Source organism: Klebsiella sp. K-Nf6 (genome assembly GCF_002806655.1).
Taxonomy (GTDB): domain Bacteria; phylum Pseudomonadota; class Gammaproteobacteria; order Enterobacterales; family Enterobacteriaceae; genus Klebsiella; species Klebsiella variicola.
Genome location: NZ_PIBN01000011.1, coordinates 64,382 through 76,919 on the forward strand (window position 1 = coordinate 64,382; position 12,538 = coordinate 76,919).

The window sequence follows — 12,538 nt, forward strand, 5'->3', positions numbered from 1 at the left end:
TTTCTGTGAGCCAGACAAACAAAAAAGATCGCCGCAAGCGGCGATCTTTAGAGGTAAGTGGAAACGGCGTTACTGCGCGTCAAGCTGATGACGACGATATTCCCCTTGGCGCTCCAGCATCCAGCCCGGATATTCGCGCGGCAGGGCGCTGACCGCATCAAGCTGGCGCAACTCATCTTCGCTCAGGCGGATAGCGGTCGCAGCGATGTTATCCTGCAACTGTTCGCCCCGTTTGGCGCCAATAATGACGCTGGTGACCGCCGGCTGATGCAACAGCCATGCCAGGGCAATCTGCGCCACCGAGACCCCTTTTGCTTCGGCTATCACCCGCATGACGTCAATGCAGTCAAAGGCGCGCGCTTTATCCACCGGCGGAAAGTCGAACGCCAGGCGACGACCACCCGCTTCCGCCTCGCCGTCGCGGCGGTATTTCCCGCTCAACAGGCCGCCCGCCAGCGGGCTCCAGACCATCAGGCCGAGGCCTTCGCTTTGCAGCATCGGCACCAGCTCGCGTTCCAGGTCACGCCCGGCGATAGTGTAGTAGGCCTGCAGAGAAGCAAACCGGGAGAGTCCAAGGCGTTCCGCTATGCCCAGCGCTTTGGCGATTTGCCAGGCCGCCCAGTTAGAAACACCGATGTAGCGCACGTGGCCCTGCTGTACCAGGGTATCCAGGGCCGACAGCGTCTCTTCGATCGGCGTCGCCGGATCGAAGCCGTGCAATTGATAGAGATCGATATGATCGAGCTGCAGGCGGCGCAGGCTCTCCTTCACGCTGCCCATGATGTGGTACCGTGAGCTGCCGCGCGAGTTCACGCCGGCGGTGCCGGTTTCGCCAAACACTTTGGTCGCCACCACCACGTTTTCACGCGGAATTTTCAGGTTTTTCAGCGCCTGACCGGTAATCTCTTCAGAGCGCCCTTCCGAGTAGACGTTGGCGGTATCGATAAAGTTGATCCCGGCGTCCAGCGCGCTGCCGACCAGTTGCTCGGCTTCGGCCTGGCGCAGCTGGCCGATTTTGCCCCACATTCCTTCTTCGCCGCCGAAGGTCATGGTGCCCAGGCACAGCTCAGAGACAAACAGACCGGTATTGCCCAGTTTTTGATATCGCATAGCACTCTCCTCAACAGGATGATTAACGTCAGCGGTATAGTTATACCGCTGAGTCGAGGCGTGCGAATGGGGTGTTTCTGTCAGTTTCTTGCCCAATTCTGCAGAAATCAGGCGCAGAGTTTAAAGAGCCAATAGCCGCTGATGGCCGCCCATAGCAGCATAGGAATGGAGTAAAGATGGAAGCGCCACCAGATCCGCCGATCGCTGGCCATGCGCAGGGCGATGATATTGGCCAGCGATCCTGGCAGCAGACCAAAGCCGCCGACGTTAACCGCCCAGGCGAGCAGTATCGACGGCGGGACATAGTTGAGCAGCAGAATGGTCGAGGGCACATTACTGATCACCTGCGACAGGCCGATGGCGGTCAGCCACAGTCCGCCGCCGGAAAGCGTCCCGACGCCGCTCAGCACATGATGCAGCGCCGGAAGCTGGGTCAGCAGGTGGACGTCGATAAACATCACCATAAACACCAGCAGCAGCGACCAGTCCACATGGACGATCACCGCCCGGGCCAGAATCAGGAAGCCCAGCAACACCAGCGCCAGCCCCCACAGCGCCTGATTCATCTCCAGCGCGGTCAGGAACACCAGATACAATCCCAGACAGCTCCAGACCAGCTTAGGCTGCCACGATGGCGCCTTATCGCTACTCTGATAGCTGAGCCGGTTTGCCGGGAAACAGAACCAGCACAGCACCAGCAGGGTCAACATCATTGCCGCCGCCAGGGGTAGCATCTCGCCGATAAACCCGACGAAAGAGATACCGGACCGTCCCCACAGCAAAATGTTCTGCGGGTTGCCGATCGGCGTCAGCAGCGACCCGGCGTTGACCGCCAGCGCTTCGAAGATAATCAGACGGTTAACCGGGATCGCGCACCACTTTTTCAGCGTCAGCGTCAGCGGCACCACAATAAACAGGGCCACATCGTTGGTCAGGAAGGTGGATAAGAGCGCCGCCGCCAGCACCATAAAGATGGCCAGCTGGCGCTCAGTCACGAAGCGGCGAGCCATTTTCCGTCCCAGCACGTCAAAGTAGCCGCTCAGTTCAATGCCCTTGGTCAACAGCATCAGGCCGCTGAGCGTGATGATGGTATGCCAGTCAATGGCCGCCGGCCAGCTTGCCGGGACAAACGGCACGATGGCGCTGAGCACACAGGCGATAATCAGCAGCAGGTGTAAAAAACGGTCGCGCAGCAGCGACTGAACAAAGGGAAGAGTCATGCTTCCTGGGATCCCTGTTTCTGGGTAAATTTCAGGAACATCGCCAGCGTCTCTTCACTCACGTGATGCTCCATTCCCTCCGCATCGCGGCGGGCAATCTCCGGACTGACGCCAATCGCCAGCAGAAAGTTTTCCACAATCTGATGGCGCTCGCGACTTTCCTGGGCCAGCTTTTCCCCTTCCGGGGTTAAGAAGATCCCGCGCCAGGGGATCTGTTCGATCAGACCCACGCTGGCCAGGCGTTTAAGCATTTTGGCGACCGTAGGCTGCGAAACGCCAAGACGCGCCGCCATATCCACCTGGCGCGCCTCCCCCACTTCGTTGATCAGATCGGAGATCAGCTCCACATAGTCATCGATCAGCTCGCGGCGATGCGCTTCCCGCACCTGACGGAACCCCTCAACGTGCTCTTCAACATTTACTAACTGCGTCACTTTTTTTGTTATTGGCTTACCTGCGCGACGGTTCATTGTGCTTCCTCATTCGTGTGACGCGTCAAGCATCATATAAAAAGATCCACATTGTAATGGATTGCGCCAAGAGCACAAAAAATTAACGTTTTAGCCATAGCTATAAAATATAGCCTGTGCTATATCTGTATGTAATGCAAACAGCCATCAAGGATTGACGGCGTGAACAGGCAGGAGGAGAGCAGATGAATGAATTCAAGAGGTGCTTAAACGTGTTTAGCCATTCACCCTTTAAAGTACGACTAATGCTGATCGGTATGCTGTGCGAGATGATTAACGGTAAACCGCAGCAGGACAAACCTCATTCCTAAGGCGGCGTCGCGGTACGCCGCTTCATTTTTCTGTCATCTTCTGCCGCTAAAATGGCCGGTACCCCCCCGTTTCCCTGACCTTTTTTCAAGTTTTGTAAGCGCCCTCGCAAAACAATCTGTTATGTCTGGTTGACCTTACCATTTACAAGCCCTATCTTTGCACAGCCCTGCCACATTCGCGGCTCGCAGAGACCCTCTTCGCGCACTGTCCAGCAGGTTTTCCCCCTTGATGCCAGGGGATGCGCATGGCCTCTTTTTGATTGTTTACTATGAATGTCACCACCCTGAAAGATACGCTGGTCGCCCGCCGACTGGCACTGAACCCATGGACAGGATTCTACTTTTTACAGTCGCTATTAATTAACCTGGCGCTGGGCTATGAATTTAGCCTGCTCTATACCGTGGCATTTACCTGCGTGTTACATCTTTTGTGGCGTGCCTTTCCACGCGTCCAGAAAGGGGTGGTCGGTGCCTATTCGCTGCTGGCGGCGCTCTACTACCCCTTTGGCCAGGCCTACGGCGCCCCCAACTTCAATACGTTGCTGGCGCTTCACGCCACCAACGTGGAAGAATCCACGGAAATTCTGACCATCTTCCCGTGGTACAACTATCTGCTGGCGGTCTTCATTTTCGCGCTGGGGATCATTGCGGTCCGCCGCAGGATCGTTGAGCCATCCCGCTGGGGAAAAATGGAGACCCTGGGCCTGCTGTTCAGCATCGGGATTTTCTTTCTGCAGCCGATGCAGAATCTCGCCTGGGGCGGCGTATTCAAGGTGATTGACACCGGTTATCCGGCCTTTCGTTTTGTGAAAGACGTGGTGGTGAATAATAACGAGGTGCTGGACGAGCAGGCGCGAATGGCCCAGCTGGCCGGCATGAAGGACAGCTGGCACGTGCTGGCGGTGAAGCCAAAGTACCATCTCTATGTGGTGGTGATTGGCGAAAGCGCCCGCCGCGACGCCCTCGGCGCCTTCGGTGGCCACTGGGACAATACGCCGTTTGCCAGCTCGGTAAACGGTTATCTGTTTAACAACTATGTCGCCGCCAGCGGCTCGACGCAGAAATCGCTCGGCCTGACGCTTAACCGGGTGGTCGACGGCAAACCGCAGTTTCAGGATAACTTTGTCACCCTCGCCAACCGCGCGGGTTTCCAGACCTGGTGGTTCTCCAACCAGGGGCAGATTGGCGAGTACGACACCGCTATCGCCAGCATCGCCAAACGTGCGGATGAAGTCCAGTTCCTGAAAAACGGCGATTTCGAGGCCAATAAAAATACTCAGGACGAGCAGTTATTAAAGCTGACCGAGCAGGTACTCTCTACGCAGCGCACCCAGCCGCAGCTGATTGTCCTGCATCTGATGGGCTCTCACCCGCAGGCCTGCGATCGGACAAAAGGCAAGTACACGGTTTTCGTCCAGTCGAAAGAGACCTCCTGTTATCTCTACAGCATGACGCAGACCGATTCGCTGCTGGCTAAGCTCTACAGTCAGTTGCAAAACTCCGGCGATACCTTTTCACTGACCTACTTTTCCGATCATGGTCTGGCGTTCAAGGAGCGGGGAAAAGAAGTGCAGTATCTGGCGCATGACGATAAGTTCCAGCAGAACTTCCAGGTGCCGTTTATGGTGCTGTCCAGCGATGACAAAGCGCATAAAGTGATTAAAGCGCAGCGCTCTGCGAATGATTTCCTCAGTTTCTTCTCCCAGTGGACCGGGATCAAGGCGGCGGAAATCGTCCCGCGCTATCGTTTTATCTCTGAGCAAAAGGCCGGTCCGGTGTACATCACCAACTTCCAGCTGCAGAAGGTGGACTATGCTCACCTCGGTACCGATGAGTTCACCGTCAATTAATCGTGCAGGCCCGGTCAACCGCCCGGGCTGGCCGGCAACAGGCAAAAAAAATCCGCCCCGTGAGGCGGATTTTTTATATCACCGGAGTGATTAGAAGCGGTAACCCACGCCAGCAATCCAGGTACCGACGTCAACGTTACGAATACGAGACTGCTCGTAGGAGAAGTCCAGGGCAACGTTTTCGATCGGGTTGAACTGCAGACCAGCACCGTAGGAGAAACCGTAGTCGCTCATATCGGATTTCTGGTTCGGGAAGTTGTTGTTCTGGAATTTACCGTAACCAACACCCACTACACCGTAGATGCTTGCCCAGTCGTTCAGACGGTAAGCCGGACCTGCGGTGATGCCGTAGTACTGACCTTTGTTGTAAGTACCGTTGCTGGTGTTATCCTTTTCGGTGTAGGTGAAGGAACCGATAACGCCCAGCGGGTTGTTATCTTGCTCGTAACGGTATTTCAGGTTGAAACCGCCAGCTTTGTTCGCTTTACCCTGCATGTCGCTCTGCGCGTAACCGCCGGTTACGGTAGAAGTTGCAGCAAATGCAGTGGTACCTACGGATGCAGCCAGAACAACGGCCAGTGCTGAAAGACGTGCAATTTTATTCATAACCACCTCAAATGTGTTTCTAATAAGTCCTAAGCCTTAAATATATCAAAAACTTTTGGGAAACTCTTTGGAGTTTACATTGTCTAACATACTTTTTCATGTAACTAAAAGTTTCCATACTTCTATAACAATATGGAAAACAACAATTTTTGGCGTTAACGTACATCTTAACGCTCATTAAGAAATTCGCAAGCATCCAGATTAATCTTAATCACCTGGCGAATTTCTCAGCAACGTGCGCCATTCTACTGTTTTTGCCCCTGTTTTTTTCAACATTAGCTCAACCGTCAGCAGGTTATTCCAGTACACTGGCACTTTTACGACTTTTGACAAAACCTGACAGGAGAAAGGATGCCCGGTCCATCCCGAAAAGCGGCGGCATGGTTGCCGATTCTGGTGATTTTAATCGCCATGACCTCGATTCAGAGCGGCGCCTCGCTCGCCAAATCGCTGTTCCCGTTGGTTGGCGCCCCGGGGGTCACCGCCCTGCGCCTGGCGCTCGGGACGCTGATTCTGGTGATCGTGTTCAAGCCATGGCGGTTACGTTTCTCCCCGGCGCAGCGCGTGCCGCTGCTACTGTACGGCCTGGCGCTCGGCGCGATGAACTATCTCTTTTATTTATCCCTGCAGCGTATTCCGCTCGGCGTGGCGGTAGCCCTGGAGTTTACCGGCCCGCTGGCGGTGGCGCTGTTTGGTTCGCGCCGACCGCTGGATTTTGTCTGGGTGGCGCTGGCGATCCTCGGACTGTGGTATCTCCTGCCGCTGGGGCAGAACGTGGCGCAGGTCGATTTAACCGGCGCGCTGTTTGCCCTGGGCGCCGGCGCCTGCTGGGCGGTCTATATTCTGACCGGGCAGCGCGCCGGTGAAGAGCATGGGCCAGCCACGGTGGCGATGGGGTCGCTCATCGCCTCGCTGGTGTTTGTTCCGTTAGGCATGGCGCAGGCTACGGATACGCTGTGGCAATGGTCGCTGCTGCCGATGGGGCTGGGGATTGCTATTCTCTCAACCGCGCTGCCCTACTCTCTCGAAATGATGGCCTTGACGCGCCTGCCGACGCGCACCTTCGGCACGCTGATGAGCCTTGAACCAGCATTAGCCGCCCTTTCCGGTATGGTTTTCCTCGGCGAAACGTTGAAGCTCTCCCAGACTCTGGCGCTGGGCGCGATCATTATCGCCTCGATGGGCGCCACGCTGACCATGCAGCGACAAAGTAAAATCGAGCAAGTCGATATCAATTAACATTCTGTTACGCCGCCGGCCCGTGAGAAATCCGGGCCGTTCAGCTAAATATAACCCTATGATATTTAGCGATTTTCAAAATAACCAACCACTTTGCGCTATCGAAGTGATATGGCCTGCCGATGCCTCACTCTTTGAAACCCTTGCTATACTTAGTCCCGAAGTTACCTGGGACAACGCTCCACATCATTCAGATTTGAAGTGTGACGAGCATCAATATCAAGAGGATATGAAACGATGAGTACCGCAAAACTGGTTAAATCAAAAGCATCTAATCTGGTCTATACCCGCAACGATGTCGCTGACAGCGAAAAGAAAGCGACCATTGAGCTGTTGAATCGCCAGGTGATCCAGTTCATTGACCTGTCACTTATCACCAAGCAGGCACACTGGAATATGCGCGGTGCGAACTTTATCGCCGTGCACGAAATGCTGGATGGCTTCCGTACCGCGTTAACCGAGCACCTGGACACCATGGCGGAGCGCGCCGTGCAGCTGGGCGGCGTCGCACTGGGCACCACTCAGGTCATTAACAGCAAAACGCCGCTGCAGAGCTACCCGCTCGATATCCATCACGTTCAGGATCACCTGAAAGCGCTGGCTGACCGCTATGCCGTCGTCGCTAACGATGTGCGCAAGGCGATCGATGAAGCCAAAGACGAGGATACTGCGGATATTTTCACCGCGGCCTCCCGCGATCTGGATAAATTCCTGTGGTTCATCGAAGCGAATATCGAGTAAGGCTTTGCCGCCGATCGCAACGCGGTCGGCGGCGCCTTTGCTTTTCCCTGCCCCACCTTTTTGTTTTCCGTTCTATCTGTTTTCCCTTCTTTGCTTTCATTGCCCGCTGACATTGCACCGTTTTAGGGCGCCAAATTGATGAAAATGCGCACAAAAGTAAAACAATTGTAATAATCACCTCACACAATCGTTACGCCGAGATTGTTTTCCCATCAGGGTTTGCGCTAAAAATGTGCTCGTTATTCAGCAACTCTATAACGCACCAAAGTGACGCCCCATCCTGGTGCAGTTAGTGCCTGTCGTGATCGAAATTGTGCAACCGCTCGCGCTTCGTTTGTTGAAAAACAACAGCTTGTAAAAGTGGCACGATTTTTTCATTAGGCTAGTCGTTCTCGCAGGGGATCGTCCCGTGGATATAAAAGGAAATGCTATGAAGTCTGTATTTAAAGTTTCACTGGCTGCACTGACCCTGGCTTTTGCGGTTTCTTCCCATGCCGCCAATAAGACCCTGGTTGTCGCCACCGATACGGCGTTCGTCCCGTTCGAATTTAAGCAAGGCGATAAATATGTCGGGTTTGACGTTGACCTGTGGGCGGCTATCGCCAAAGAGCTGAAGCTCGACTACACCCTGAAGCCAATGGACTTCAGCGGCATTATCCCGGCGCTGCAAACTAAAAATATCGATCTGGCGCTGGCCGGGATCACCATCACCGACGAACGTAAAAAAGCGATCGACTTCTCCGACGGCTACTACAAAAGCGGCCTGCTGGTGATGGTCAACGCCAATAATAACGACATCAAAGATGTGAAAGATCTGAACGGTAAAGTGGTCGCGGTGAAGAGCGGTACCGGCTCCGTTGATTACGCGAAAGCCAATATCAAAACCAAAGATCTGCGTCAGTTCCCGAACATCGATAACGCCTATATGGAACTGGGTACCGGCCGCGCTGATGCCGTGCTGCACGATACGCCAAATATTCTGTACTTCATCAAAACCGCAGGCAACGGCAAGTTCAAAGCGGTAGGCGAATCACTGGAAGCGCAAAACTACGGTATCGCTTTCCCGAAAGGCAGCGACGAGCTGCGTGAGAAAGTGAACGGTGCGCTGAAAACGCTGCGCGAGAATGGTACCTACAACGAAATTTATAAAAAATGGTTCGGCACTGAACCAAAATAATAAGAACACACTTCGCCAGACGCAGCTCCGGCGACATCACAACGGTCTTCCGGCACAGACTCGGCGGGAGACCGTATTTTGGCGGAGGATTTCCTCTGCTCTCGACACGGTAACAGGAACGTATTATGCAGTTTGACTGGAGTGCCATCTGGCCTGCCATTCCGATTTTGCTGGAAGGCGCCAAAATGACGCTGTGGATTTCCGTCCTCGGCCTGGCCGGCGGCCTGATAATCGGTCTGGTGGCCGGTTTCGCCCGCTGCTTCGGCGGCTGGATCGCCAACCACATCGCACTGGTGTTTATTGAAATCATTCGCGGCACCCCGATTGTGGTGCAGGTCATGTTCATCTACTTTGCGCTGCCGATGGCCTTTAGCGACCTGCGCATCGACCCCTTCTCCGCAGCGGTAGTGACCATCATGATTAACTCGGGCGCCTATATCGCGGAAATTACCCGCGGCGCGGTGCTCTCCATTCATAAAGGCTTCCGCGAAGCGGGCCTGGCGCTGGGCCTGTCGCGTCGCGAAACCATTCGCCACGTGATCCTGCCGCTGGCGCTACGCCGCATGCTGCCGCCGCTGGGCAACCAGTGGATTATCAGCATCAAGGATACCTCGCTGTTCATCGTCATCGGCGTCGCCGAACTGACCCGTCAGGGACAGGAGATCATCGCGGGCAACTTCCGCGCCCTGGAAATCTGGAGCGCCGTAGCCGTGATCTACCTGATTATCACCCTGGTCCTGAGCTTTATTCTGCGTCGTCTTGAAAGAAGGATGAAAATCCTGTGATTGAATTTAAAAACGTCTCCAAGCACTTTGGCCCGACCCAGGTGCTGCACGATATCTCCCTGAAAATTAATCAGGGTGAAGTGGTGGTCATTATCGGCCCGTCCGGCTCCGGTAAATCAACGATGCTGCGCTGCATCAATAAACTGGAAGAGATCACCAGCGGCGATCTGATTGTCGATGGCCTGAAGGTCAACGACCCGAAGGTGGACGAACGTCTGATTCGTCAGGAAGCCGGGATGGTATTTCAGCAGTTTTATCTGTTCCCGCACCTGACGGCGCTGGAGAACGTCATGTTTGGTCCGCTGCGGGTGCGCGGCGCCAGCAAGCAGGCGGCAGAGAAGCAGGCGAAAGATCTGCTGGCGAAAGTCGGCCTGGCCGAGCGCGCGCATCACTATCCGTCTGAACTCTCCGGCGGCCAGCAGCAGCGTGTGGCCATTGCCCGCGCGCTGGCGGTGAAGCCAAAGATGATGCTGTTTGATGAACCGACCTCCGCGCTCGACCCGGAACTGCGCCATGAAGTGCTCAAGGTGATGCAGGATCTGGCTGAAGAGGGGATGACGATGGTGATCGTAACCCACGAAATCGGCTTTGCCGAAAAAGTGGCTTCGCGATTGATCTTTATCGACAAAGGACGCATTGCTGAAGACGGCAACCCGCAGGAGCTGGTGAAGAACCCGCCAAGCCCGCGCCTGCGCGAATTCCTGCAGCACGTCGCCTGACCCGCAACGGCTCTCTTCCTCCGCGGAGAGAGCCGCTTTTCCAGATTCCTCTTCCCTCCCCTTCCGCCATCGGCTTCTATACTTACCCGTTTACGTTGCAACGGAGGTGCCCATGCCGTGGATCCTGCTTTTGCTCGCTGCACTGTTTACTGCCCCGCTTTCCGCCGCCGCCCTGCCCGGCGTGCCGACAGCTAACGCCGATAAAACCAGCGCCAGCGAACCCGATGCGGAACAGAAAAGAGCGGCCTACGCCGCGCTGGCTGACGTGCTGGCTAACGACAGCGCCCGTCAGGAGCTCATTGACCAGTTGCGTAAAGCAGCCGCCACGCCGCCGCCAGACAGCACCCCGACGCTGACGCCGCCGGCGGTGAAAGAAGAGACCACGGTGCTGGAGAACGTCACGCAGATCAGCCGGGAATACGGCGAGCAGCTCTCGTCTCGCTTCTCTCAACTGTGGCGCAATATCACCGGCTCACCGCATAAACCTTTTAATTCGCAAACCTTCACCAGCGCGGCCTGGCATTTTTTACTGCTGGCCGGCCTGGTCTTTGCCTTCTGGTGGCTGGTGCGTCTTGCGGCGCTGCCGCTGTATCGCAAAATGGGTGAATGGGGGCGGCATAAAAACCGCGATCGCGGAAACTGGCTCCAGCTGCCCCTGACCATCGCCGGGGCGTTTGTCATCGACCTGCTGCTGCTGGCGCTGACCCTGTTTGTCGGTCAGCTGTTAAGCGATCGGCTGAATGGTAATAACCCCACTATTGCCTTCCAGCAGAGTCTTTTCCTCAACGCTTTCGCGCTGATCGAGTTTTTTAAAGCCATTCTGCGGCTCATTTTCTGCCCGCGCATCCCGGCGCTCCGGCCCTTTAACCTCAGCGACGAGGCCGCGTCATACTGGAGTCTGCGCCTGAGCGCGCTCAGCAGCCTGATTGGCTATGGCCTGATTGTCGCGGTGCCGATTATTTCCAATCAGGTGAATGTTCAGGTTGGTGCGCTGGCTAACGTCGTCATCATGCTGTGCATTACGCTGTGGGCGCTGTACCTGATTTTTCATAACAAGGCCTTGATTACGCAGGGTCTAATCCATCTGGCCGACCGTTCGCTCTCCTTCTTTAGCCTGTTTATCCGCGCCTTCGCGCTGGTCTGGCACTGGCTGGCCTGCGCCTACTTTGTGGTGCTCTTTTTCTTCTCCCTGTTCGACCCGGGCAATAGCCTGAAATTCATGATGGGCGCCACCCTGCAAAGCCTGGCCATTATCGGCGGCGCGGCGCTGGTGTCCGGCATCCTGTCACGCTGGATAGCCAAAACCATTACCTTGTCACCCGCCACCCAGCGCAACTATCCTGAGCTGCAAAAGCGGCTGAACGGCTGGATCTCCGCCTCGCTGAAGGCGGCACGCATTCTCACCGTCTGCGTCGCCGTCATGCTGCTGCTGAGCGCCTGGGGCCTGTTTGACTTCCGCGAATGGCTGCACAACGATGCCGGGCAAAAAACGGTGGATGTGCTGATCCGCATCGCCCTCATCCTCTTCTTCTCTGCCATCGGCTGGACGGTGCTGGCCAGCCTGATCGAAAACCGACTGGCGTCGGATATTCATGGCCGCCCACTGCCCAGCGCGCGGGCCAGGACGCTGCTGACGCTGTTTCGCAACGCGCTGGCGGTGGTGATCAGCACCATCACGGTGATGATCCTGCTCTCGGAGATTGGGGTTAACATTGCGCCGCTGCTGGCGGGCGCCGGGGCGTTAGGGCTGGCTATTTCGTTTGGCGCGCAAACGCTGGTTAAAGATATTATCACCGGCATATTTATCCAGTTTGAGAACGGGATGAATACCGGCGACCTGGTCACCATCGGCCCTTTGACCGGCACCGTAGAACGAATGTCGATTCGCTCCGTGGGGGTACGGCAGGATACCGGCGCCTATCACATTATTCCCTGGTCCTCGATTACCACCTTTGCCAACTTCGTGCGCGGCATTGGCTCGGTGGTCGCCAACTATGATGTCGACCGTCACGAGGATCTGGATAAAGCCAGCCAGGCGCTGAAGGCGGCGGTGGACGATCTGCTGGCCCAGGAGGAGATCCGCGGCCTGATCATTGGCGAACCGTCGTTCGCCGGGCTGGTGGGGCTGAGCAATACCGCCTTCACGCTACGCGTCAGCTTCACTACCCTGCCGCTGAAGCAGTGGACGGTGCGCTTTGCCCTCGACACTCAGGTGAAAAAGCACTTCGACCGCGCCGGGGTTCGCGCCCCGATACAGACCTGGCAACAACTGCCGATGCCGGGCTCAGACAGCCCGGCCGCCGAGTAGCG

12 protein-coding genes are annotated in these 12,538 nt (G+C 56.0%); 8 read left to right on the top strand and 4 right to left on the bottom strand.

The features are described 5' to 3' along the window. Positions 1–69: 69 nt before the first annotated feature. The 3 genes from CWM61_RS18325 to mntR all read right to left on the bottom strand — a co-directional run bounded on the left by CWM61_RS18325 (position 70) and on the right by mntR (position 2,800). On the bottom strand, positions 70–1,110 hold the full coding sequence (locus CWM61_RS18325) for an aldo/keto reductase (RefSeq protein WP_100631682.1): 1,041 nt from the start codon (positions 1,108–1,110) through the stop codon (positions 70–72). 107 nt (positions 1,111–1,217) lie between these two features. Continuing rightward, positions 1,218–2,330, bottom strand: a complete 1,113-nt coding sequence (locus tag CWM61_RS18330) for an anion transporter (RefSeq protein WP_074386467.1) — start codon at positions 2,328–2,330, stop codon at positions 1,218–1,220. Next, positions 2,327–2,800 (bottom strand): manganese-binding transcriptional regulator MntR, encoded by a 474-nt coding sequence (gene mntR / locus CWM61_RS18335; RefSeq protein WP_008805779.1) that lies wholly within the window; start codon positions 2,798–2,800, stop codon positions 2,327–2,329. Before mntR ends, CWM61_RS18330 begins: the two co-directional genes overlap by 4 nt. Positions 2,801–2,985: 185 nt before the next feature. Here mntR and mntS point away from each other — a divergent pair, with 185 nt between their 5' ends. Continuing rightward, the gene (gene mntS / locus CWM61_RS18340; RefSeq protein WP_012968653.1) at positions 2,986–3,111 is read left to right on the top strand and encodes a manganase accumulation protein MntS; all 126 of its coding nucleotides are present in this window, start codon (positions 2,986–2,988) and stop codon (positions 3,109–3,111) included. A 269-nt stretch (positions 3,112–3,380) separates the two neighbouring features. After that, positions 3,381–4,961, top strand: coding sequence for a phosphoethanolamine transferase (locus CWM61_RS18345; RefSeq protein WP_100631683.1), 1,581 nt, complete (start codon positions 3,381–3,383; stop codon positions 4,959–4,961). A 90-nt stretch (positions 4,962–5,051) separates the two neighbouring features. Here the strand turns inward: CWM61_RS18345 and ompX are convergent, their stop codons facing one another. Further along, entirely contained in the window at positions 5,052–5,567 is a 516-nt protein-coding gene (ompX, locus tag CWM61_RS18350; protein ID WP_008805777.1) for an outer membrane protein OmpX, read from the bottom strand. A 351-nt stretch (positions 5,568–5,918) separates the two neighbouring features. On the opposite strand from ompX, the gene rhtA reads away from it, so the two are divergent. The 6 genes from rhtA (at position 5,919) to ybiO (ending at position 12,536) form a co-directional block, all read left to right on the top strand. Then, on the top strand, positions 5,919–6,806 hold the full coding sequence (gene rhtA / locus CWM61_RS18355; RefSeq protein ID WP_032729736.1) for a threonine/homoserine exporter RhtA: 888 nt from the start codon (positions 5,919–5,921) through the stop codon (positions 6,804–6,806). Positions 6,807–7,043: 237 nt separating this feature from the next. Next, entirely contained in the window at positions 7,044–7,547 is a 504-nt protein-coding gene (gene dps, locus CWM61_RS18360) for a DNA starvation/stationary phase protection protein Dps (RefSeq protein ID WP_002895841.1), read from the top strand. Positions 7,548–7,977: 430 nt separating this feature from the next. Further along, a complete protein-coding gene (gene glnH / locus CWM61_RS18365) occupies positions 7,978–8,724 on the top strand; it encodes a glutamine ABC transporter substrate-binding protein GlnH (RefSeq protein WP_004886198.1) in 747 nt (248 codons plus the stop codon). Between the two features lie 125 nt (positions 8,725–8,849). After that, entirely contained in the window at positions 8,850–9,509 is a 660-nt protein-coding gene (gene glnP, locus CWM61_RS18370; protein ID WP_002895837.1) for a glutamine ABC transporter permease GlnP, read from the top strand. Further along, the gene (glnQ, locus tag CWM61_RS18375; RefSeq protein ID WP_008805775.1) at positions 9,506–10,228 is read left to right on the top strand and encodes a glutamine ABC transporter ATP-binding protein GlnQ; all 723 of its coding nucleotides are present in this window, start codon (positions 9,506–9,508) and stop codon (positions 10,226–10,228) included. Before glnP ends, glnQ begins: the two co-directional genes overlap by 4 nt. 112 nt (positions 10,229–10,340) lie before the next feature. Further along, a complete protein-coding gene (gene ybiO / locus CWM61_RS18380; protein ID WP_074386471.1) occupies positions 10,341–12,536 on the top strand; it encodes a mechanosensitive channel protein in 2,196 nt (731 codons plus the stop codon). The last annotated feature ends 2 nt before the right edge of the window (positions 12,537–12,538 follow it).

Excerpts from the sequence above, each read along its gene's own strand:
- CWM61_RS18325 (WP_100631682.1), bottom strand. The coding sequence starts at position 1,110 with ATGCGATATCAAAAACTGGGCAATACCGGTCTGTTTGTCTCTGAGCTG.
- CWM61_RS18330 (WP_074386467.1), bottom strand. The coding sequence starts at position 2,330 with ATGACTCTTCCCTTTGTTCAGTCGCTGCTGCGCGACCGTTTTTTACAC.
- mntR (WP_008805779.1), bottom strand. The coding sequence starts at position 2,800 with ATGAACCGTCGCGCAGGTAAGCCAATAACAAAAAAAGTGACGCAGTTA.
- mntS (WP_012968653.1), top strand. The coding sequence starts at position 2,986 with ATGAATGAATTCAAGAGGTGCTTAAACGTGTTTAGCCATTCACCCTTT.
- CWM61_RS18345 (WP_100631683.1), top strand. The coding sequence starts at position 3,381 with ATGAATGTCACCACCCTGAAAGATACGCTGGTCGCCCGCCGACTGGCA.
- ompX (WP_008805777.1), bottom strand. The coding sequence starts at position 5,567 with ATGAATAAAATTGCACGTCTTTCAGCACTGGCCGTTGTTCTGGCTGCA.
- rhtA (WP_032729736.1), top strand. The coding sequence starts at position 5,919 with ATGCCCGGTCCATCCCGAAAAGCGGCGGCATGGTTGCCGATTCTGGTG.
- dps (WP_002895841.1), top strand. The coding sequence starts at position 7,044 with ATGAGTACCGCAAAACTGGTTAAATCAAAAGCATCTAATCTGGTCTAT.
- glnH (WP_004886198.1), top strand. The coding sequence starts at position 7,978 with ATGAAGTCTGTATTTAAAGTTTCACTGGCTGCACTGACCCTGGCTTTT.
- glnP (WP_002895837.1), top strand. The coding sequence starts at position 8,850 with ATGCAGTTTGACTGGAGTGCCATCTGGCCTGCCATTCCGATTTTGCTG.
- ybiO (WP_074386471.1), top strand. The coding sequence starts at position 10,341 with ATGCCGTGGATCCTGCTTTTGCTCGCTGCACTGTTTACTGCCCCGCTT.